Below are 20,995 nucleotides of genomic sequence, written 5' to 3'. Positions count from 1 at the left end.
GAGGGCCGGGTTCGAAATACCGCTTCTTTACCCGGACGTGCGGCAGAGCCGGAGAACGTTGGCGATGATCTTCGCTCCCGCGCCTCCCTCCGCGGTGAGGATCGACTCGGGGTGGAACTGCACGGCGAAGCGGCGCCGCTGCACGTCCTCGATCGCCATCACCGCGCCGTCGGAGGTGAGCGCGGTGGCGGTGAAACCGGCGACACCCGACCGCTTGGCGTGGACCGAGTGGTAGCGCGCGGCGGTGAACTCCTCGGGGAGCCCGTCGAGCAGGGCGCTGTCGCCCAGCCGCCGGACCCGGCCACGCTTGCCGTGCTCGGGGTAGGACAGCAACTCCAGCGTGCCGCCCGCCTGCTCCACCATGCCCTGCAGTCCGAGGCAGACGCCGAACACCGGCAGGTCGCGCTCGTAGAGGGCGTCGATCAGGGCGGGGAGCCCGAAGTCGGAGGGCCAGCCGGGGCCCGGCGACAGCACCACCAGGGACGGCGCGATCTCGTCGATCATCGTGACGGGGAAGCCGTGCCGGAGCGTGACGACCTCGGCACCCTGCTGGCGGAAGTAGTCGGCGAGGGTGTTGACGAAGGAGTCCTCGCAGTCGACGAGCAGGATCTTCATCCCGCTCCCCGGCGGCGCCGCGGCCACCTGGGGCTCGGCCTGCTCCTGCGGGGTCACGCCGACCGCCGCCAGGGCGCCCAGCAGGGCACTGGCCTTGAGCTCGGTCTCCCGCTCCTCGGAGGCGGGGTCGGAGTCGAACAGCAGCGTGGCCCCGGCCCTGACGGTGGCGACCCCGCCGCGGATCTGCGCGGTGCGCAGGGTCAGGCCGGTGTTCATCGAGCCGTCGAAGCCGATGTAGCCGACCGCTCCGCCGTACCAGCGGCGGGTGGTGGCCTCGTGGTCCTCGATGAACTGCATGGCCCAGGTCTTGGGGGCACCGGTGACGGTGACGGCCCACATGTGGGTGAGGAAGGCGTCGAGCGCGTCGAACTCCGGCCGCAGCCGGCCCTCGATGTGGTCGACGGTGTGGATCAGCCTGGAGTACATCTCGATCTGGCGCCGCCCGATCACCTGGACCGTCCCCGGCACGCAGATGCGCGACTTGTCGTTGCGGTCCACGTCCGTGCACATGGTCAGCTCCGACTCCTCCTTGACGCTGGACAGGAGGGTGCGGATCGCGTCGGCGTCCTCGACCGGGTTGCTGCCCCTGGCGATGGTGCCGGAGATGGGGCAGGTCTCGACACGGTCGCCGCTGACCCGGACGTACATCTCCGGGGAGGCGCCGACCAGGTGCTCGCCCTCGCCGAGGTTGAACAGGAACTCGTACGGTGCCGGATTGACCTGGCGCAGCTCCCGGTAGAAGGCCGCCGGGTCGGCGCAGGGCGCGTGGAAGACCTGACCGGGAACGACCTCGAACAGGTCGCCACGGACGAACTTCTCCTTGGCCGCAGCCACCACCTGGGCGTAGGAGCCCTTCTCGGGGTCGGCCGGGAGCTCGGACGGCGCGGGGGGCAGCGGTACGACCTCCCCCTCACGGGCGAGCCCGTGGGTGGAGAGGCCGTCCACCGTGAACTCGTAGCGGAACTCCTTGCTGGTCTCCCGCTTGCGGTCGATCACCATCACCCGGTCGGGCAGGTGCAGCACGAGGTCGCGCTGGTCGGCGCCCCGCGGCAGGACCTGCCTGATCGGCTCGAACTGGAAGGCCAGGTCGTAGCCGAAGGAGCCGTACAGGCCCAGGTGCTCGTCCTCGCCCCTGAACACGGCGATGACCTCGCGGATCGCGGTGAAGACCGTGGGACGGCGGCTGCGCATCTCCTCGGGGAGGATGTCCTCGGACTCCGCCACGTGCACCTCGACGAAATCGCCTGTCGGCTCCTCGACGGGCTTGCCCGCCGCCAGCAGGCAGGACACGACGGCGGGCAGCACCACCCTGCCACGGGCGTTCAGCGCGCGGGCGGAGATCCTGCGTCCCCTGGCCACGATCTCCAGGCAGGGATCGACGTAGGCGAGGTGCCATCGGCTGTAGCGGCCGGGATACTCCATCCCGGAGGAGAGCACTCCACCACGGCGCTCGCCGAGCGTCGTGACGACGTCCTCAAGCACCGTCTCCGGCACGTCGGACGCGGTGACCTCGATCCCCACGCCGCCGGCGGTGGTATATCGGCTCGTCTCCACTGCGTTATCGCCCCTTTGATTTCCCTGATGCCCAGAGGGAGCGGACGCAGAAAAGGCCGCCTCCCTGGGCGGCCGTCTGTCTGCTCGCGAATGCGAAACCTGCGCCGCCTAGAAGCGGCGCCACCACCGAAGGGCAACCGGGTATCGCATGTCGCCACAGTACCGGCGACGACCGTGATCATGCAACGTGGCCGCGCGACGGCCTCGCCTCCGGGTCTCGGGCCGGGGCCGAGCGCGAGGATGGCGAGCCTCACAGCGATACGCCCTGGCCGTCAGAGCCATGTTCTGTTACCAGTTAGTAGGTATGGAGCGGCGTGAGGAGAGCACATGCCGACGATCACATGGCCGCGACCGGCCGCGCATCGGGTCGCGATCCAGCGCGACCTGCCGGTACCGATGCCCGACGGGGTCACGCTGCTGGCCGACCGCTACGTTCCGGCCGGCGCCGTGCGGCCGCCCACGATCCTGATCCGCTCGCCGTACGGAAGGCGCGGCGTGTTCGGGCTGGCCTTCGGCCGCGGCTTCGCGCGGCGCGGATTCCAGGTCGTGATCCAGAGCTGCCGGGGCGGGTTCGGCTCCGGCGGCCTGCTCGACCCGCTCGGCGACGAGCACGACGACGGCCTGGCCACGCTGTCCTGGCTGCGAGGCCAGACCTGGTACGGCGGGAACCTGGCCATGCACGGCCCCTCCTACCTGGGCTACACCCAGTGGGCGATCGCCCCTTTCGCCGGGCCCGACCTCAAGGCCATGGCCACCTCGGTGACCGCCTCCCAGTTCCGGGACGCCGCCTACGTGGGCGGGGCGTTCGCCCTGGAGTCGTCGCTGATGTGGACCACGCTGACCGCCGCCATCGACGGCCCTCTCTGCGGGGCGGGCGCGCTGCTCGCCCCGCGCAGGACGCGGCGCGCGGCCCTGTCGGGGCGCCCGCTCGGGGAGCTGGACAGGCTGTCCGCGGGCAGGGGCATGCCGTTCTTCCAGGATCTGCTGGCCCACCACGCCGAGCCCGCGGCCTACTGGGGCAGGCGTGACTTCTCCGCCTCGGTGGGCGGGGTGGAGGCCGCGGTCACCATGACCGGCGGCTGGTACGACGTCTTCCTGCCGTGGCAGATCAAGGACTACGCGGCGATGCGGGCCGCGGGGCGACGCCCGTACCTGACGGTCGGCCCCTGGTATCACGCGGACGTGCGGCACGGCCGGGTGGCAGGCGCCGAGGCGCTCGCCTGGTTTCGGGCGCACCTGCTCGGCGACCCTTCCGGGCTGCGCGAGCAACCGGTCCGGCTGTACGTGACGGGCGCGAACGAGTGGCGCGACTACCCCGACTGGCCGGTTCCCCGGATGCGGGAGCAGCGCTGGCACCTGCGGCCCGGCTTCGCACTCTCCCCCGGCGGCCCCGACGGCCCCTGCGACGCCGAACCCGGCCGTTTCCGCTACGACCCCGCGCACCCGACGCCCGCGCAGGGCGGCCCGGTCCTGCTCGGCAACTCCGGACCGCGCGACAACCGCAGGCTGGAGGCCCGGCGCGACGTGCTCGTCTACACCGGCCCCGAACTACGGCGGGACACCGAGATGATCGGCCCGGTCTCCGCCGAACTGTACGTCCGCACCGGCGGCGAGCACTGCGACGTGGTGGTCCGGGTCTGCGACGTGCATCCCGACGGCGCCTCCTACAACGTGTGCGAGGGCGTGCGCCGCCTGGTTCCCGGCGCTCCGGTCGCCGGGGATGACGGAATCCGCCGGGTCGGGGTGGACCTGTGGCCGATCGGCCACAGGTTCCGCCGCGGCCACCGGATCCGCCTGCACGTCGCCGGCGGCGCCTATCCCCGGATCGCCCGCAACCTCGGCACCGGCGAGCCCCTGGGCGCGGGCGGCACGATGGTCACGAACGACTACGAGATCTTCCACGACCCGGCCCACCCGTCCGCGGTCGTGCTCCCCCTCGTCCCGGACTGACCTCGCCCGGCCTCGCGTCACCCGCCGTCGCGGGCGCGCCGCGGCCGGGCTGATGACCGCCCGCCTTCAACGGGTCCCGCGACGGGACCTCGGAGACGACCTCGGCCCGGTTCCTCCCGGGAAGCCGGTGAGGGTCCCGGCCCGCGCACTAGGGTCGGGGGATGCGCGCGGCCAGGTTGATGTCGTTGGTGCTGCTGCTCCAGGCTCGGGGCCGGATGACCGCGATGGAGCTCTCCCGGGAGCTGGAGGTCTCCGAGCGGACCGTCCACCGTGACGTGCTCGCCCTGTCGGAGGCCGGCGTGCCGGTCTACGCCGACCGGGGGCGGGGCGGTGGCTACCGGCTGCTGGACGGATACCGCACCCGCCTCACCGGGCTGGACCGCGCCGAGGCCGAGGCGCTGTTCCTGTCGGGCGTGCCCGAGGCGCTGCGGGAGATGGGACTGGGCGAGGTGGCCGCCACGGCGCGGCTGAAGGCCTCCGCCGCGCTCTCCCCCGGCCTGCGGGACGCCCCCGCGACCGCCGCGCAACGCTTCCACCTGGACGCCCCCGGCTGGTTCGCGAGCGAGCGGCCTCCCCCTACCGCACTGGCGCCGCTGGCCAGGGCCGTGTGGGGCGACCACCCGGTCACCGCCCGCTACCGGCGCGCCGCCCGCTCCCGCCCGGCCGAACAGACCGGGCAGACCGGAGAGGCCGGGGCCGCCCGGCGGCCTCTGGAGCCGTACGGGCTGGTGCTGAAGGCGGGGGTCTGGTACCTGGCGACCCGGTCCGCGATCTATCGGGTCGACCGCTTCGACGAGGTCGAACTCCAATCCGACCTGCGCTTCGAGCGGGACGGCGCCTTCGACCTGGCCGCGTTCTGGAGCGAGAAGTCGGCACGGTTCGCGAACTCCCTGCTCACCACGGACGTCACCGTGAGGCTCAGCCCCGCCGCCCTTCACCGGCTCCCCTCCGTAGCCGATCGGGCCGCCCTCGACGAGGCGCTGGCCTCCGCCGGCGAGCCCGACGGGCAGGGGTGGGTCACGCTCCGCCTGCCCGTCGAGTCGCTGGAGGTCGCCTACGATCAGATCCTCCGCTTCGGCCCGGAGGCCGAGGTCCTCGGCCCGCCCGACCTCCGTACCCACGTCGCCGGTGCCGCCGCCCGCATGCACGACCTGTACGGCTCCTCGGGCGGCGGGTCAGCCGGGTGACCGCTCTCGGCGCCGGTCAGCGGTAGCCGGCGGCGTCGGCGGGCCTGCCCTTGCTCTCGACCTCCTCTGCCGTGCTTTCGCCGCTCATCAACGCGGGTGCCGGACGGGGCCGGTGCTGCCGCGCGGGGTCAGGGTGGCGGGGCGGTCCTCCACCGAGAGGTCGACCGGTTCTCCGGCGATCAGCGCGAGCAGCTGACGGGCGGCGCGGGCTCCGTAGGCGGGGATGTCCCGGGTGAGCGCGGTCAGCGGCGGGCGCACGACCTGCGAGAGCGGGGAGTCGTCCCAGGCGACGATCGACAGGTCGGCCGGAACGTCCAGAACCATCTCCTGCGCCACCGACAGCCCGGCCACGGCCATTATGTCGTTGTCGTAGACGATGGCGGTGGGCCGCCGGGGCGAGCTGAGCAGCCGCCTGGTCATCCTGGCCCCCTCCTCGCCGGTGTAGTCGGTGTGGACGATCAGATGCTCGACGCGCTCCGGGCCCGCGTCCTGGCACGCCTGAACGAAGGCCTGGTCGCGCAGCGTGGTGTGCACGAGCCTGGGCAGCCCCGCGACCCTGGCGACGCTCCGGTGCCCCAGCGCCACCAGATACTCCACGGTCTCCCGGATGGCCAGGCCGTCGTCCGACCAGACCGCGCTCAGCGGACCCGCCTGCGAGGGGTGTCCGATCACCACGACCGGCATGTTCAGTGACCGCATCGCCTCCACCCGGGCGTCGTCGAGGTGCAGGTCCACCAGAAAGGCGCCGTCGACGCGCCCCTCCCCCCACCAGCGCCGGTACACCTCGATCTCCTGCGCGTGGTCGGTGACCACCTGCAGCATCAGCGCGTAGGACCGGCCCGCGAACTCGGCCTCGATACCGCTGATCAGCTCCATGAAGAACGGTTCCATGCCCAGGGTGCGGGCCGGACGGAACAGCGCGAGGCCGATGGTGCGGGCTCGGGCACCGTTGAGGGCGCGCGCCGCGCTGTTGGGCTGCCAGCCAAGTTCCTTGGAGATCGCGAGGATGTTGGCGCGGGTGGCCTCCGAGACCCCTGACTGCCCGTTGAGCGCGTAGGAGACGGCGCCCTTGGACACGCCGGCACGACGGGCGATATCAGCGATCGTCGGACGTTTCACAGTTCCCCCTGATGAACCGGTTCTTATTAGACAAAGGATAGCGGGTCGGCTCACTGGGGAAAGAAAGGGGATGCTCTTGCTCCCACCCCGGTGGGACGCGTCAACCCTCCGCTGCCAGCAGGTTCCATGAACGAACCGGAGCCGGAGGAGAAAAGGGCAGCACGCCGGTGATGCGACGCCGACACCACCGCCGCCTCGCGCGTAACTTCCCAGTAACTTACTCGGTTCAGTTCACGGGCTCCGCTATTCGGGATCACTCGCGGACAGAACTGCAGAATCGTGGGCAAACATCGTCCACCTTTCAAGTTAACCGATCAATGGAGGTTGACGCCCGTACGGAAAGACCCGGTCGGCGCGCCCCCTCCATCCCCTCAGGAGGGGGCGGGGCGCGACGCGCCGTCTGCCCGCCCCCACTCTCCTGTGATAAGTAATGAGTTACTCGAAGAGGCGAGGAGAACATGGCGAACAACAGCGAGTTCGAGCTACGCGGGATCAACCATCTCGCACTGGTGTGCTCGGACATGAAGCAGACGATCGACTTCTACTCCGGCGTCCTGGGCATGCCCCTGATCAAGACGATCGAGCTGCCGATGGGATGGGGACAGCACTTCTTCTTCGACTGCGGTGGGGGAAACGCGCTGGCGTTCTTCTGGTTCCCCGACGCACCCGAGGGGATTCCCGGCGTCTCGGCGCCGAAGAACCTGCCGGACCGGGGCGAGATGCTCTCCGCGGTCGGCTCGATGAACCACATCGCCCTCGATGTCGCCCCGGACAAGATAGAGGAGTACCGCGACAGGCTCATCGCCAAGGGCGTGGACGTCGGGGTGATCCTCAACCACGACGACAGCGAGTTCGGGGTGGCGCCCACCATGGGAGAGGGCGTGTTCGTCAGATCGATCTACTTCAAGGATCCTGACGGCATCCTGGTGGAGTTCGCCGCCTGGACCAGGGAACTGGGCCTGCCCACCGACGTCCGGCACGAGCCGAGAACCGCCGCGGAAAGGACCGTGTGATGCCGCGCCTGCGCCAGGTCCCCCGCGCGGAGGCCACGGACCCGCTGACGCTCTTCTTCTACGACCGGCTGTTCGGCCCGGACAGGGACCCGGTGGCCGAGCCGGGCACCGCGACCGGCTCCCCCGGCGACTGGTGGACCGTCTTCGCACTGGACCCGGTCATCCTGCGGCACTGCGTGAAGGGCTTCCAGCTGTACCGGGAGAGCAAGATAGACCCGGTGCTGCGCGAACTCGGCCAGTCGCGGGCCGGCTGGGCCCGGGGCAGCCAGTTCGTCTTCTCACAGCACTGCAAGCAGATGCGGGCGCTGGGGGTGCCCGAGGAGAAGGTCCAGGCGGTCGCGCACTGGCAGGTCAGCCCGCACTTCAACGAGCTGGAGCGGGCCGTGCTGGCCTACACCGACGGCCTGGTGCTCGACGGCGGCCGGGTGCACGACGAGATATTCGCGGTTCTGAAGGCGCACCTGCCGGACGAGCAGATCCTGGAGCTGACCTACATCACCTGCCTTTACGAAATGCACGCGACCATGTCAAGGGCACTCCGCCTGGAGTTCGACGACCGGCCGGAACCCGTCGTCGAAGCGGAGGCCCCCGAGGGGTACGGTGCCCGTGACATCGCCGACGACATCGCCGGGCCGGGCTGACCTACCGTTCGTCGCGCCAACCGTTCCACTCGGCGCTCGATGGCCCGCAAGAAACGTCCAGGTAATTACGCTGCCGGTCAACCGATGGGGATGATCCTGCTCGGACGTCCCCTCTCCAGCCACAGGAGACCGCGTTGACCACACCGAACGGGGACCGAAGCGATCGCAGCCCGTGGAACTGGCTGCTTATCGTGCCGATCATCCTACCTTTACTTCCATTTCTCTACAATTCCGATGAACCCCGGCTTTTTGGCTTTCCGCTCTTCTACTGGCTCCAGCTCGCCTTCATCGCGGCCGGCGTGACCTGCACCTCGATCGTCTACCAGATGACCAAGCGGCGGTGACCGGATGGACGCACACCTGACCGAGATCATCATCTTCACCGTACTGTTCCTGCTCGTCAGCGGCATGGGGTTCGTGGCGGCGCGCTGGCGCCGCCCGGACAGCCTGGCCAGCCTCGACGAGTGGGGCCTGGGCGGCCGCAGCTTCGGCTCGTGGGTCACCTGGTTCCTGGTCGGCGGCGACCTCTACACCGCCTACACCTTCGTGGCCGTGCCCGCCCTGCTCTGGGGCGCGGGCGCGACAGGCTTCTTCGCGGTGCCCTACACGATCGTGGTCTACCCGATCGTCTTCCTGGTACTGGTCCGCCTCTGGTCGGTCTCGCACGTGCACGGCTTCGTGACCCCCGCCGACTTCGTCCGGGCCAGGTTCGGCTCGCCCACGCTGGCGCTGCTGGTCGCGATCACCGGCATCGTCGCGACGATGCCCTACATCGCGCTCCAGCTCGTCGGCATCGAGGCGGTGCTGAAGTCGATGGGCGTGACCGGCCACCTGCCGATCATCATCGCGTTCGCGATCCTGGCCGCGTACACCTACCAGTCGGGCCTGCGCGCCCCGGCGCTGATCGCGTTCGTCAAGGACACGCTGATCTACGTCGTGATCCTGGTGGCGATCATCGCGATCCCCGCCCAGCTGGAGGGCGGCTGGTCGGGGATCTTCGACGCCGCCCAGGCCAAGTTCGACGCCAGTCCCGCACCCGGTGACGGCATCCTGCTCAACGCCAACAACCAGCTGCAGTACGTCACGCTGGCCCTGGGGTCGGCGCTCGCGCTCTTCCTCTACCCGCACAGCATCACCGGCGTGCTCGCCTCCCGGAACCGCGGCGTGATCAAGCGGAATATGTCCGCGCTCCCGGCCTACAGCCTGCTGCTCGGCCTGATCGCGCTGCTCGGCTTCATGGCCATCGCGGCCGGGATCAAGCCCATCGGCACGGACAACAACACGATCGTGCCGCAGCTGTTCGACCGGATGTTCCCCGACTGGTTCACCGGCGTCGCCTACGCCGCGATCGGCATCGGCGCGCTGGTCCCCGCGGCGATCATGTCCATCGCCGCGGCGAACCTGTTCACTCGCAACATCTACAAGGAGTACCTGAAGCCGAACGCCACCGACGCCGACGAGGCCCGGGTTTCCAAGATCACCTCGCTGCTCGTCAAGGTCGGCGCGGTGCTGTGCATCCTGTTCCTGGACACCGGCTTCTCCATCGACCTGCAGCTCATCGGCGGCGTCATCATCCTGCAGACGCTCCCTTCCGTGGCGCTCGGCCTCTACACCCGCTGGTTCCACCGTGGCGGCCTGATCGCCGGATGGGCGGCCGGCATGGGGGCCGGGATGCTCATGCTCTACAACATCGGCAACCCGGTCACCGGCAAGCTGCACTTCGCCGGGTCGGCGTTCCCGCTGGAGAAGCTGGGTCTTGACACCAAGATGACGATCTACGCGGGCATCGTCGCGCTGGCGGTCAACCTGGCCGTCGCCGCGCTCGGCACGGTCATCGCGCGCTCCACCAAGGTGGCCGAGGGCGATGACGCCACCCTGCCCGACCACTACCTCGCCGACGAGGGCGATCCCAGGATCAAGGACAAGGACAAGGACAAGGACAAGGACCTGGACCTCACCGCCCACTGACGTCCCCACGCCCGCGTCATCCGCCGGCCGGGGCGCGAAGTTGCGCGATCAGCGCCTCCGCGTCTCGGACGAGCACGGCGCGCACCGCGGCGTCGGTCACCTTGCGCGGGTCGCGGGCGTGTTTCCCGAACTGCTCCAGGGACTTGACGGCGTTCTTCGTCTTGCCATTGTCCGCGTGCTTCCTGGCCTCCTGGAGCTGGTCGTTCAACGAGCCGCCCGTCACCAGGCCGGCCGCCTTGAAACCGTCGAGGAGCTGCTGAAGGTCGGCGAAGGAGGTCGTGACCTCGAACGCGACGGTCTGTTTCGTGACGTGGCCCGCCTTGTCCTTCGCGGTGACGGTCAGCGTGTTCGCGCCGAGCGCCAGCCGCCACAGGTCGACCGGCTTGCCGGAGGTGACCTGCAGGTCACCGATGGCCGCCGTCACGCTCGCCACCCCCGAGGTCGCGTCCGACGCCGGGAAGACGGGGGTGAGGGACGCGGAGTCACCGTACTCACCGGCCTCCACCCCGCTCACGGACAGGACCGGGGCGGTCTTGTCGATCCGCACCGTGACCTTGCCGACCTGCGAGACGTTGCCCGCGTTGTCGGTCGCCCGGTAGAACACCTCGACGGCACCCTCGGCACTCAGCGTGACCGGGTTGTTGGCGTTCGACCACGTGGTACCACCGTTGAGCGAGTACTGCCGGCTCGCCACCGTGCCGTTGTCGGTCGCGGTGACCGTCAGTGTGACGTTGCCGGTGTACCAGCCGTTCTCTCCGCCCGGCTGGGCAGGGGCGAGCGTGGCCGACACGGTCGGGGGCGTCTCGTCCCCGACCCCGGCACCCTGGAAGGTGAACCCGTCGACCTCCACGCCGCCGGTCGAGGTGACGTAGAGCTTCCCGCTGCCGGTCGGAGCATCGGTGAGCGCGGTGTCCACGTTCTGCCAGCCCACTCCGGCGGGCACGGTCACGGTGGCGAACGGATCCGCCGTCGCCGAGTCCCACCGCAGGGACAGCGTTCCCGCACCGGAGGCGCGGGTCCGCACGCCGGTGATGCCGGCGAAGTTCACCGGGTCGTACGCGATCCAGTCCCCGGCGTCGAACGACGTGATCTTCGCCAGGCCGGACGCGCTCTCGTCCTCCACCCTCGTGACACCGCTGCTCGCGTCCGCGTGCTCGGCCTGCAGTTGCTTGGGGTTGAGGATGAGCGTGGCGTCGCCGAGCGCCCCGGGGATGTCGCCGGCGCCGTTGTCCCGGTAGCTCACCACGACGACGCCGAAGATGTTCTCGGTCTCGCCGTGCTCGGGGGCGTCGGCCGGCGTCGGCCACGCGCCTGAGCATCCCGTGCCGAGGGTCTCCGGATGCGCGCGCACGTCGTGGCCGAGCCCGAAGGTCCACTGCACCCGGCCGCACACGGGGTTGTCTCCGTCCTCCTTGTCGGAGACCCTGACCTGGAAGGGCACCGCGTCGCCCCAGTCGAAGAAGGCGCCGTTGCCCGGCGTCTGGATGGTCACCTCGGGCGCGGTGTTGCCCACGGTGATCTCGGTCGAGGTGAGCCCGAACCTGCCCTGCGCGTCGGTCACCCGGAGCCGGGCGGCGTACTGCCCGAGCACGGTGTAGGTGTGCGAGGCCGTGACGCCGGTGGCGTCGAAGGTCCCGTTGCCGTCGAAGTCCCACTCTTGACCTCCTCCCTGGCCTGAAGGCCGGGGATTCTCCCGTCGCGTCGCGGTTAAGCGGCGCGCGGGGGTTGACGCTTCACAGACCGGGTAACCCCGAGGTCTCCACGTCCTGACACCGCTGATCCGTCGGCGTTGTCGATATTGATCGCGGCGTTGGTGTCGGCGTGGCCGACCCACCCACACCCGGGATTGACGCAGGCGAACACGGTTCCGTTACGGCTGGCCGCATCACGGTACGGCTTGGGCGGCCTGGGCGGGCAGCACCGCCAGGAACGGGAAGTCCGCGCGGGCTTGACGGATCGCCTGGTCGGCCTGGGCCAGGGTCGGCCTTTTACCGGAGAAATGCGTCCAATAGGCGTGCAGGCAGTTCCACACGGTGATCGCGGCGGACGCCTGCTCATCCAAGATCGCAGACTGAGCGCGGGTCAGCTCCAGGCGGGCTTTGTGTCCGCGCTGCCGCTTGACCGTCCCCTGCCCGCTCATGACCGTGATCCTATCTGATCCAGCATTGGGTTATGGCTGAATACAGCGATATAAGGACTGGCAGGCACTGTGTTTTCCTGCTCCACGCCCACTTGGTTTTCGTGACCAAGTTCCGGCATCGGGTGTTCACCGACCCCCACCTGATCCGCATGGAAGAAATCATGAGGGATGTGTGCGCCGACTTCGAGACCGAGCTGGCGGAGTTCAACGGCGGGAACGACCACGTCCACCTGCTGGTCAACTTCCCGCCCAAGGTTGCCCTGTCCAAGCTCGTCAACTCGCTGAAGGGTGTGGCGTCCCGGCGGATGCGACAAGAGTTCCCCGAGTTGGCCGCCCACTACTACCGGGCGAACAAACTCTGGTCGGGCTCCTACTTCGCCGGGAGCGTCGGCGGCGCACCGTTGTCGATCGTGCGCCAGTACATCGAGCAGCAAAACCGCCCGGTCCAGAGCACACTCGCGCCCTAGCGAGCACTCACACGCGAGCCTTCACCCCCGGGCTGAAGCCCGGAACACTAGCCCGCATTCCGGTAGCGGCTTCATGGGCGTGTGCGGGCGCGGGCGCGGCGACCAGCACCACCGAGGGGAGCAACAGAGCGGCGAGTGCCCTGCCGACCGTCATGCGGGTACGCTTCAATTTCCTGAGCCTCTTCTTCAGGGGGGTGTCAGGACAGGGCGGACCGCCACTCGCGCCGCGGCAACGGCAGCGATCACGTGGCGGTCCGCCGAACCTCTCGGGTTCTTCGGGCGGGGCGTCAGTGGCGACCGCGGCGCAGGGCGGCCATGTTCTTGTAGCTGAGATCGGCGTACTGCAGCGAGCGGCCCGGCTCCGCCGTTCCTCCGGGCGCGTTGTCCTGCTCGTACATCGGGTTGTGGCGCTTCTCTATGTCCAGCTTGGCGAAGAAGGTGCTGTAGTCGATGTCCCCGGTGCCGAACGGCACCATGTCGTAGCCGTTGGCGGTGGCCTCGTTGGCCTTGCCGTCCTTGGCGTGGAACAGCGGGAAGCGCTTCTCGTTCTGCCGCACGAGCCTCAGGGGGTCGAAGATGTCGGTCTCGGTGGAGCCGTTGCGCGCGGTGTAGGTGCGGTGCTTGAACCGGGCCACGTGCGCCCAGAAGATGTCCATCTCGAGATAGACGTGCCTGCGGCTGGTGATCTTGAGGAAGTACTCCAGCTTCCGGACGCCCGACGAGCGGGTGGGCCGGCCCAGCTCATCGAGCGGGCCCTCGTCGAGAAGGAAGCCGTACGCCGCGTCGTGGTTGTGCGTGTACAACTTGAGACCGGCGGCCGAGGCGATCGAGCCGAGGCCGTTCCATTTCTGGGCGGCGACATCCCAGTCAGCCTGGTAGGCGCTGTTGGTCGGGTCGCCGCCGGTGCCCACGTGCTCCATGCCGAGGATGTCGGCGATCTCCAGGGTCCGCTTGAAGCGATCGAGGTCGGCCTCGGTGAGTGGCCAGGAGCCGGGGATGAAACCGTGGTTGCCCTGTGCCTTGAGCCCGTTGTCGTCGAGCCACCGGCGCAGCAGCCGGGCGCCCTCGACGGTCTCCAGGTCGGCCCCGCCCTCGGCGTTCGCGTGCTGGCGGTAGCCCGCGAACTCCACCTGCTTGTAGCCGATCCGCGAGAGCTCCTCGAACACGCGCCGGAAACCGGCGGGCAGGTTCGTCGCCGGGTCGCGGGAGATCACGTCGCGGACGGTGTAGAGGATGATGCCCCGCTTGGCCTCCGGCACCAGCACGTTCTTGTCGCCGGGAGACGCGTACGCGGCCGACGCGAGCGGGCCGACCGCCGACATGGCGGCCACCGCGGTGACTCCCGTCGTGGCCGCGAGGAACTGGCGACGGTTCAACCCGAGCCTGCGGCGCAACGCGCCGGCGACCTCGTCGATCTCTTCTTCGTGTGCGCTCATCTTTTCCTACTTCCGTGTGGGTGGATGGAGCCCCGTGATCCCCGATGCCTCGACCGAGTGACCACCGATCCCTTTCCGCCGCAGGTCGGCGGTATCGCCCGGCAGATCACCTCCCCGCGGGGACCTGCCGTGGATGCCGCCGACCGACTCACTTCGCCCTCTCGATGCCATGCAGAGAACTTGGCGTGGAAGTTACGCGTCTTTTACCCATTTAGGAAGCACTTTTGTCGTGATCTCTTGAACTTTCTGTTACTCACGACCAAAGTCGCCCCAGCGCACGATCTTGATCATCAGGGCCCGAACGCCCCAAACCCGGGGAGTCTTCCCAGGTAGTCCTGGATGGCCACCCTCCAGGACGCCGAACCCTGCTCCGGTTCGGATGAACCCGAGCAGGTTGATCCGGCAGGCGCCCGCGACCGCTCACATCAACGACACGCGGATCGACCTGCGGCGAAGCGTCGCGCAACCCAGCCGGACGAGAGCTTTGCTTGAAAGCCTCGCGACTTTCGCCCACAATCGGCAGAAGCATCGGGCGACACACGGCCGGCGGGCACCTTGCCGACGGGTCGGACCGAGGCATGACCAGGCCGAGTTCAGAACCGAGACCGTCAGGGGCGGGGCGGGCCGTCAGGGGTCGCGGTGTAGCCGGGGTTCGCCACGGCCAGTTTGTCCCGTACGGTCGCCACCAAGGAGTCGAGAAGATCCGGGCCGTCCAGCCCCTCGCGGATCGCGGCGGCGAGCTCGGCGTCCGAGGCGAAGCCGAGCTCGCCGAGGCGCACGTGGTGGGCGGCGTGCTGCGCGGGGCCGAGTTCGAGCTCCCGCTCGACCATGCTCAGCACGTTGACCGCCACCCGGGCGTGGAAACGGACCCGGCCCTCGACGACCGGGAGCACATCGCTCTCCAGAAAGTCACGGACCGCGGCGACGAGCCGAGCCGCGGACGGCACGTCATGGGGCATGCCCTGCGACATAAGGAACTCCTTATCCGTTGACGCGGCAACGAATCTCCGGTGAGATCATTCCATGAGCTTCGCGGTTCCCGACAGCGTCCGGCCGATTCGTGACGCCGTCCACGCGTTCATGACCGAACGGGTGGAGCCGGCGGAGGCCGTACTCCACGAGGCCGGGCCCGAGGCCGCCTCGCTCCTGCGCGAGCTGCAGGCACAGGCGAAGAAGGAAGGACTGTGGGCCCTCGGGCACCCCCGCGAGCTGGGCGGCGGCGGATTGCCCTTCCTCGACTACGTGTACGTGAACGAGGTGCAGGGCCGCAGCGAGTTCGGGCAGTTGGCACTCGGCACGTTCACCCTGCAGGACTCGCTGATGCTGCGCCTGCACGCCAACCCCGAGCAGCGCGAGCGATTTCTCGCCCCGCTGGTCCGGGCGGAGATCTGGCCGAGTTTCGCGATGACCGAGCCGAACGTCTCCAGCAGCGATCCCACCCAGCTCCAGACCACGGCGGTGCTGGACGGCGACGAGTGGGTGATCAACGGCCACAAGTGGTTCACCACCGGGGCGGACCGGGCCGCGTACACGACGGTGATGTGCCGTACCGAGCCGGACGCCGCCCCGCACCTGGCGTTCTCCATGATCCTGGTACCGACCGACACACCCGGCTACACCATCGTGCGCGACACGCCGGTGCTGGGCATCGACGGCGGTCACTGCGAGGTCCGCTACTCCGACGTGCGGGTGCCCGCCTCCAACCTGCTCGGGCCGCGTGGCCAGGGCTTTGTCATCGCCCAGCAGCGGCTGGGCCCCGGCCGGATCTTCCACTGCATGCGCTGGCTGGGCCAGGCCCAGCGGGCCTTCGACCTGATGTGCCGCCGCCTGCACGAGCGCAGCGCCTTCGGCCGGCCACTGGCGGACAGGCAGCTGATGCGCCAGCACGTGTTCGACTCCTACACCGAGATCCAGTCGGCCCGGCTGCTGACGTTGAGCGCGGCGGAGGCCCTCGACCGGGGTGAGCAGGCGCGGGTGGAGATCGGAGTGGCCAAGGTGGCCGGGGCACGGATGCTGCACAACGTGACCGACCGGGCCATCCAGGTGTACGGTGCCGCGGGGCTGACCCCGGACACCCCGCTGGACCGGATGTACCGGCATGCCCGGGCCGGTCGCGTCTACGACGGTCCCGACGAGGTGCACATCGACTCGGTGGGCCGCCGGATCCTGGGCGAGTACGTGGCGGGGGGCAACTGGGAGTTCGGCCTTCGATGATCGACGACCTCGTCTCGGATGTGTTCGGGCCAGGCTCGGCCATCACCTCGCGGGCCCGGCTACCGGGCGGTGCGTCGCGGGAGACGTGGGCTCTGGACGTCATCGTTCCTGGCGGCGTCACGCATGAGCTGATCCTGCGCCTGGACTCTCCGGGCACCGTCCCGGATTCGGGAATCGGATCGGCCGGGATCGGTCTGGCCGGGGAGGCGCGGCTGATGCGGGCGGCCGGGGCGGCCGGCGTTCCCGTGCCCCGAGTGCTGGCGGCCGGAGAGTCGTACATCCTGATGAGCCGGGTGGACGGGGAGACGATCCCGCGCAGGATCCTCCGCGACGACGCCTTCACGGACGCCCGGCCGCTACTGGCCGCCCAGTGCGGCGAGATCCTGGCCGCGATCCATCGCATGCCGCTGGTCTCGCTCACGCCCAGGATCGAGCTCGGAGTTTCGGCAGGCGCGCAGCCGATCGAGCCGGACGATCCGCTCCGATCGTGGCGGGACATACTGGATCTCACCGGCAGCGCGCACCCGGTCTTCGAGCTGGCCTTCCGCCGCCTTTCCGGCTGCCGCCCCGCGAGCGAGCGGGTGACCGTCGTGCACGGCGACTTCCGGAACGGCAACCTCGTCATCGGCCCCGACGGGGTCCGATCGGTGCTCGACTGGGAGCTCGCCCACGCCGGCGATCCGATGGAGGACCTCGGCTGGTTGTGCGTGAAGTCCTGGCGGTTCGGATCGCCGCTGCCGGTGGGCGGGTTCGGGGAGTACGAGCGGCTCGTCCAGTCCTACGAGCGGGCGAGCGGGTATCCCGTCGACCGCGACGCGCTGCGCTGGTGGGAGACGTTCGGTGTGCTGAAGTGGGGGATCATCTGCGTCACGCAGACCCTGCGCCACCTTGAGGGCGGCGCCCGATCCGTGGAACTGGCCGCGATCGGCCGCCGTGTCTGCGAGACCGAATGGGATCTCCTGGAGGCACTGTCCTGAACCGAGACGCCATCTCCGGGGATAGGCCGAGGTTCCTCGCAGCGCTCGCTTTCGAAACCATCCATGGGGGCGCGAGGAGCCCCCACCGGCCGACCAGAACCCCGGTCTTTCGGAAGACTCCCTGGAAAACACGAAGGCCCCCACCAAAAGGTGAGGGCCCTCAATAAAGATTGTCCGGCGGCGACCTACTCTCCCACACCGTCCCCGGTGCAGTACCATCGGCGCTGAAGAGCTTAACTTCCGGGTTCGGAATGTAACCGGGTGTTTCCCCTTCGCCATAACCGCCGTAACACTATGAAACACACAAACCACTGTTTGCTGTCTCAGAATTGCCTAGTGGACGCGAGCAAGACCTTGATCTGGCGCTGCTCCGGACCCGGCGAAGGGACAGAGCGCTGCACAGATCAAGCATGTTGCTTTGTGGTCAAGTCCTCGGCCTATTAGTACTGGTCAGCTCCACACATTACTGCGCTTCCACCTCCAGCCTATCAACCCGGTCGTCTACCGGGAGCCTTACCCACTCTCGTGGTGGGAGACCTCATCTCAAGGCGAGCTTCCCGCTTAGATGCTTTCAGCGGTTATCCCTTCCGAACGTAGCCAACCAGCCGTGCTCCTGGCGGAACAACTGGCACACCAGAGGTTCGTCCGTCCCGGTCCTCTCGTACTAGGGACAGCTCCTTTCAAGTCTCCTGCGCGCGCAGCGGATAGGGACCGAACTGTCTCGCGACGTTCTAAACCCAGCTCGCGTGCCGCTTTAATGGGCGAACAGCCCAACCCTTGGGACCTACTCCAGCCCCAGGATGCGACGAGCCGACATCGAGGTGCCAAACCATCCCGTCGATATGGACTCTTGGGGAAGATCAGCCTGTTATCCCCGGGGTACCTTTTAGCCGTTGAGCGACGGCGCTTCCACATGCCACCGCCGGATCACTAGTCCCAGCTTTCGCTCCTGCTCGACCCGTCGGTCTCACAGTCAAGCTCCCTTGTGCACTTACACTCGACACCTGATTGCCAACCAGGCTGAGGGAACCTTTGGGCGCCTCCGTTACTCTTTAGGAGGCAACCGCCCCAGTTAAACTACCCACCAGACACTGTCCCTGATCCGGATCACGGACCGAAGTTAGACGTTCAAAACGACCAGAGTGGTATTTCACCAATGACTCCACCACCACTAGCGTGATAGCTTCACCGTCTCCCACCTATCCTACACAAGACGTTCCAAACGCCAATGTCAAGCTATAGTGAAGGTCCCGGGGTCTTTCCGTCCTGCTGCGCGTAACGAGCATCTTTACTCGTAGTGCAATTTCGCCGGGTCTGCGGTTGAGACAGCGGGGAAGTCGTTACGCCATTCGTGCAGGTCGGAACTTACCCGACAAGGAATTTCGCTACCTTAGGATGGTTATAGTTACCACCGCCGTTTACTGGCGCTTAAGTTCTCAGCTTCGCGGAGTAAACCCCACTAACCGGTCCCCTTAACGTTCCAGCACCGGGCAGGCGTCAGTCCGTATACATCGTCTTACGACTTCGCACGGACCTGTGTTTTTAGTAAACAGTCGCTTCCCCCTGGCCTCTGCGACCCCCACCAGCTCAGAACGCAAAGGTTCGTCACCAGCGAAGGCCCCCCTTCTCCCGAAGTTACGGGGGCAATTTGCCGAGTTCCTTAACCACAGTTCACCCGATCGCCTTAGTATTCTCTACCTGACCACCTGAGTCGGTTTAGGGTACGGGCCGCCACGACACTCACTAGAGGCTTTTCTCGGCAGCATAGGATCACCCACTTCGCCACAATCGGCTCGGCATCACATCTCAGACTTAATGTGCTGCGGATTTGCCTACAACACGTCCTACATGCTTACCCCAGGACTACCATCGCCTGGGCTGGGCTACCTTCCTGCGTCACCCCATCGCTTACCTACTACCAGTTCAGGCCAGGCGTTCAGCCTCACCCACACCCCGAAGGGCGTTAGGGGCTTAAGGACCCTTAGTATCACTGGATTCAGTATTGGCGCATCGTAGCGGGTACGGGAATATCAACCCGTTGTCCATCGACTACGCCTGTCGGCCTCGCCTTAGGTCCCGACTTACCCTGGGCGGATTAGCCTGCCCCAGGAACCCTTGGTCATCCGGCGCAGAAGTTTCTCACTTCTGATTCGCTACTCATGCCTGCATTCTCACTCGCACAGCCTCCACAGCTGGATCACTCCGCTGCTTCACCGGCCGCACGACGCTCCCCTACCCATCCACACACCTAAACCACAAAGGCTCAGTTATACGTGTGAATGCCACGACTTCGGCGGTGTACTTGAGCCCCGCTACATTGTCGGCGCAGAATCACTTGACCAGTGAGCTATTACGCACTCTTTCAAGGGTGGCTGCTTCTAAGCCAACCTCCTGGTTGTCACTGCGACTCCACATCCTTTCCCACTTAGCACACGCTTAGGGGCCTTAGTCGGTGGTCTGGGCTGTTTCCCTCTCGACTACGGAGCTTATCCCCCGCAGTCTCACTGCTGCGCTCTCACTTACCGGCATTCGGAGTTTGGCTGACGTCAGTAACCTTGTCGGGCCCATTAGCCATCCAGTGCTCTACCTCCGGCAAGAAACACGCAACGCTGCACCTAAATGCATTTCGGGGAGAACCAGCTATCACGGAGTTTGATTGGCCTTTCACCCCTAAACACAGGTCATCCCCCAGGTTTTCAACCCTGGTGGGTTCGGTCCTCCACGCGGTCTTACCCGCGCTTCAACCTGCCCATGCCTAGATCACTCCGCTTCGGGTCTACAGCATGCGACTCAAACGCCCTATTCAGACTCGCTTTCGCTACGGCTCCCCCACACGGGTTAACCTCGCCACACACCATAACTCGCAGGCTCATTCTTCAAAAGGCACGCAGTCACATCACAAACACTCCGAAGAATGTTTACGCTCCTACGGCTTGTAGGCACACGGTTTCAGGTACTATTTCACGACCCCTCACCGGGGCGCTTTTCACCTTTCCCTCACGGTACTTGTTCACTATCGGTCATCAGGGAGTATTTAGGCTTACCAGGTGGTCCTGGCAGATTCACACAGGATTTCTCGGGCCCCGTGCTACTTGGGATCCCCTCCAACAGTCCAACCAATTTCGCCTACCCGACTCTCACGGTCTACGGCGCCACTTCCCAGAAGCTTCGGCTATCGGAAGGATTTCTTACTGTCTACGGTCTCGGCAGAAACCGTCAGAGGGTCCCACAACCCCGTAAACGCAACGCCTGCCGGCTATCACACGCCTACGGTTTAGCCTGATCCGCTTTCGCTCACCACTACTCACGGAATCACTAATTTGTTTTCTCTTCCTACGGGTACTGAGATGTTTCACTTCCCCGCGTTACCACCAACCGCCCTATACATTCAGGCGGAGGCAACACCACATGACTGGTGCTAGGTTTCCCCATTCGGACATCCCCGGATCAAAGTCTGGTTGGCGACTCCCCGGGGCTTAACGCAGCCTCCCACGTCCTTCATCGGCTCCTGATGCCAAGGCATCCACCGTGTGCCCTAAAAAACTTGGCCACAAAGATGCTCGCGTCCACTATGCAAATCTCAAACAACAAACAGCGACCAAACCCGCCCCGCCACCAACACCCGGCTCCGAAGAACCAGACCGGTATGACAGGAGGATGGTCCCGCATGAGGCTCCAACAGACAGCAAGCCCGCCACAGGCGGGCCCGCCATG

Annotated in this window: 16 protein-coding genes, 2 rRNA genes and 1 pseudogene; 9 read left to right on the top strand and 10 right to left on the bottom strand. The window is 67.3% G+C overall.

Annotated elements, in window-relative coordinates:
- Positions 1-27: 27 nt before the first annotated feature.
- Positions 28-2,169, bottom strand: coding sequence for an anthranilate synthase component I (locus ACQP0P_RS21655; RefSeq protein WP_433379911.1), 2,142 nt, complete (start codon positions 2,167-2,169; stop codon positions 28-30).
- A 327-nt stretch (positions 2,170-2,496) separates the two neighbouring features.
- Between ACQP0P_RS21655 and ACQP0P_RS21650 the strand changes: the two genes are divergently transcribed.
- Together ACQP0P_RS21650 and ACQP0P_RS21645 are read left to right on the top strand one after the other, a co-directional pair.
- Positions 2,497-4,119 carry a CocE/NonD family hydrolase gene (locus ACQP0P_RS21650; protein WP_433379908.1) on the top strand — a complete coding sequence of 541 codons (1,623 nt, stop codon included), beginning with the start codon at positions 2,497-2,499 and terminating at the stop codon, positions 4,117-4,119.
- A gap of 161 nt (positions 4,120-4,280) precedes the next feature.
- Positions 4,281-5,306: a helix-turn-helix transcriptional regulator gene (locus ACQP0P_RS21645; protein WP_433379905.1), complete on the top strand. Its 1,026-nt coding sequence runs from the start codon at positions 4,281-4,283 to the stop codon at positions 5,304-5,306.
- Between the two features lie 87 nt (positions 5,307-5,393).
- Here ACQP0P_RS21645 and ACQP0P_RS21640 read toward each other — a convergent pair whose 3' ends face one another.
- Positions 5,394-6,425: a LacI family DNA-binding transcriptional regulator gene (locus tag ACQP0P_RS21640; RefSeq protein WP_433379902.1), complete on the bottom strand. Its 1,032-nt coding sequence runs from the start codon at positions 6,423-6,425 to the stop codon at positions 5,394-5,396.
- 458 nt (positions 6,426-6,883) lie between these two features.
- Between ACQP0P_RS21640 and ACQP0P_RS21635 the strand changes: the two genes are divergently transcribed.
- The 4 genes from ACQP0P_RS21635 to mctP all read left to right on the top strand — a co-directional run bounded on the left by ACQP0P_RS21635 (position 6,884) and on the right by mctP (position 10,047).
- The gene (locus ACQP0P_RS21635) at positions 6,884-7,438 is read left to right on the top strand and encodes a VOC family protein (RefSeq protein WP_433379899.1); all 555 of its coding nucleotides are present in this window, start codon (positions 6,884-6,886) and stop codon (positions 7,436-7,438) included.
- A complete protein-coding gene (locus ACQP0P_RS21630; RefSeq protein WP_350928978.1) occupies positions 7,438-8,079 on the top strand; it encodes a carboxymuconolactone decarboxylase family protein in 642 nt (213 codons plus the stop codon). Before ACQP0P_RS21635 ends, ACQP0P_RS21630 begins: the two co-directional genes overlap by 1 nt.
- Before the next feature lie 134 nt (positions 8,080-8,213).
- Positions 8,214-8,423, top strand: a complete 210-nt coding sequence (locus ACQP0P_RS21625) for a DUF3311 domain-containing protein (RefSeq protein WP_433379895.1) — start codon at positions 8,214-8,216, stop codon at positions 8,421-8,423.
- 4 nt (positions 8,424-8,427) lie between these two features.
- Positions 8,428-10,047, top strand: coding sequence for a monocarboxylate uptake permease MctP (mctP, locus tag ACQP0P_RS21620; protein ID WP_433379892.1), 1,620 nt, complete (start codon positions 8,428-8,430; stop codon positions 10,045-10,047).
- 16 nt (positions 10,048-10,063) lie between these two features.
- Here the strand turns inward: mctP and ACQP0P_RS21615 are convergent, their stop codons facing one another.
- From ACQP0P_RS21615 to ACQP0P_RS21600, 4 genes and pseudogenes are all read right to left on the bottom strand, one after another.
- A complete protein-coding gene (locus ACQP0P_RS21615) occupies positions 10,064-11,638 on the bottom strand; it encodes an OmpL47-type beta-barrel domain-containing protein (protein WP_433381999.1) in 1,575 nt (524 codons plus the stop codon).
- Positions 11,639-11,827, bottom strand: a pseudogene (locus tag ACQP0P_RS21610) (hypothetical protein); the annotation flags it as partial.
- Positions 11,755-12,048 carry a zinc ribbon domain-containing protein gene (locus ACQP0P_RS21605; RefSeq protein ID WP_433381996.1) on the bottom strand — a complete coding sequence of 98 codons (294 nt, stop codon included), beginning with the start codon at positions 12,046-12,048 and terminating at the stop codon, positions 11,755-11,757. The gene ACQP0P_RS21605 and the pseudogene ACQP0P_RS21610, both read right to left, overlap by 73 nt.
- Entirely contained in the window at positions 11,933-12,187 is a 255-nt protein-coding gene (locus ACQP0P_RS21600) for a hypothetical protein (protein WP_433382560.1), read from the bottom strand. The genes ACQP0P_RS21605 and ACQP0P_RS21600 overlap by 116 nt, the downstream gene beginning before the upstream one ends.
- A 32-nt stretch (positions 12,188-12,219) precedes the next feature.
- Here ACQP0P_RS21600 and tnpA point away from each other — a divergent pair, with 32 nt between their 5' ends.
- Positions 12,220-12,654 carry an IS200/IS605 family transposase gene (gene tnpA, locus ACQP0P_RS21595; protein ID WP_433379889.1) on the top strand — a complete coding sequence of 145 codons (435 nt, stop codon included), beginning with the start codon at positions 12,220-12,222 and terminating at the stop codon, positions 12,652-12,654.
- Between the two features lie 287 nt (positions 12,655-12,941).
- Here tnpA and ACQP0P_RS21590 read toward each other — a convergent pair whose 3' ends face one another.
- Both ACQP0P_RS21590 and ACQP0P_RS21585 read right to left on the bottom strand, forming a co-directional pair.
- The gene (locus ACQP0P_RS21590; RefSeq protein WP_433379886.1) at positions 12,942-14,090 is read right to left on the bottom strand and encodes a sugar phosphate isomerase/epimerase family protein; all 1,149 of its coding nucleotides are present in this window, start codon (positions 14,088-14,090) and stop codon (positions 12,942-12,944) included.
- A gap of 608 nt (positions 14,091-14,698) precedes the next feature.
- Positions 14,699-15,061: a DUF6285 domain-containing protein gene (locus ACQP0P_RS21585; RefSeq protein WP_433379883.1), complete on the bottom strand. Its 363-nt coding sequence runs from the start codon at positions 15,059-15,061 to the stop codon at positions 14,699-14,701.
- A 52-nt stretch (positions 15,062-15,113) separates the two neighbouring features.
- On the opposite strand from ACQP0P_RS21585, the gene ACQP0P_RS21580 reads away from it, so the two are divergent.
- Both ACQP0P_RS21580 and ACQP0P_RS21575 read left to right on the top strand, forming a co-directional pair.
- Complete coding sequence (locus ACQP0P_RS21580) at positions 15,114-16,304, top strand: acyl-CoA dehydrogenase family protein (protein ID WP_433379880.1); 1,191 nt, start codon at positions 15,114-15,116, stop codon at positions 16,302-16,304.
- Positions 16,301-17,281, top strand: coding sequence for a phosphotransferase family protein (locus ACQP0P_RS21575; protein WP_433379877.1), 981 nt, complete (start codon positions 16,301-16,303; stop codon positions 17,279-17,281). The genes ACQP0P_RS21580 and ACQP0P_RS21575 overlap by 4 nt, the downstream gene beginning before the upstream one ends.
- A gap of 172 nt (positions 17,282-17,453) precedes the next feature.
- On the opposite strand, the gene rrf is transcribed toward ACQP0P_RS21575, so the two are convergent.
- Together rrf and ACQP0P_RS21565 are read right to left on the bottom strand one after the other, a co-directional pair.
- Positions 17,454-17,570: ribosomal RNA gene (gene rrf / locus ACQP0P_RS21570) — 5S ribosomal RNA — on the bottom strand.
- A 131-nt stretch (positions 17,571-17,701) separates the two neighbouring features.
- Positions 17,702-20,831, bottom strand: a 23S ribosomal RNA gene (locus tag ACQP0P_RS21565).
- Between the last annotated feature and the right edge of the window lie 164 nt (positions 20,832-20,995).

It is taken from the genome of Streptosporangium sp. CA-115845 (assembly GCF_050943795.1).
Taxonomy (GTDB): Bacteria; Actinomycetota; Actinomycetes; order Streptosporangiales; family Streptosporangiaceae; genus Streptosporangium.
The sequence above is the reverse complement of the archived record's forward strand: the minus strand, read 5'-3'. Positions and strand labels throughout refer to the sequence as shown.

Bases quoted from the DNA above. Each gene is read 5' to 3' on its own strand.
- ACQP0P_RS21650 (WP_433379908.1), top strand. From the start codon at position 2,497: ATGCCGACGATCACATGGCCGCGACCGGCCGCGCATCGGGTCGCGATC.
- ACQP0P_RS21645 (WP_433379905.1), top strand. From the start codon at position 4,281: ATGCGCGCGGCCAGGTTGATGTCGTTGGTGCTGCTGCTCCAGGCTCGG.
- ACQP0P_RS21635 (WP_433379899.1), top strand. From the start codon at position 6,884: ATGGCGAACAACAGCGAGTTCGAGCTACGCGGGATCAACCATCTCGCA.
- ACQP0P_RS21630 (WP_350928978.1), top strand. From the start codon at position 7,438: ATGCCGCGCCTGCGCCAGGTCCCCCGCGCGGAGGCCACGGACCCGCTG.
- mctP (WP_433379892.1), top strand. From the start codon at position 8,428: ATGGACGCACACCTGACCGAGATCATCATCTTCACCGTACTGTTCCTG.
- ACQP0P_RS21600 (WP_433382560.1), bottom strand. From the start codon at position 12,187: ATGAGCGGGCAGGGGACGGTCAAGCGGCAGCGCGGACACAAAGCCCGC.
- tnpA (WP_433379889.1), top strand. From the start codon at position 12,220: ATGGCTGAATACAGCGATATAAGGACTGGCAGGCACTGTGTTTTCCTG.
- ACQP0P_RS21590 (WP_433379886.1), bottom strand. From the start codon at position 14,090: ATGAGCGCACACGAAGAAGAGATCGACGAGGTCGCCGGCGCGTTGCGC.
- ACQP0P_RS21585 (WP_433379883.1), bottom strand. From the start codon at position 15,061: ATGTCGCAGGGCATGCCCCATGACGTGCCGTCCGCGGCTCGGCTCGTC.
- ACQP0P_RS21580 (WP_433379880.1), top strand. From the start codon at position 15,114: ATGAGCTTCGCGGTTCCCGACAGCGTCCGGCCGATTCGTGACGCCGTC.
- ACQP0P_RS21575 (WP_433379877.1), top strand. From the start codon at position 16,301: ATGATCGACGACCTCGTCTCGGATGTGTTCGGGCCAGGCTCGGCCATC.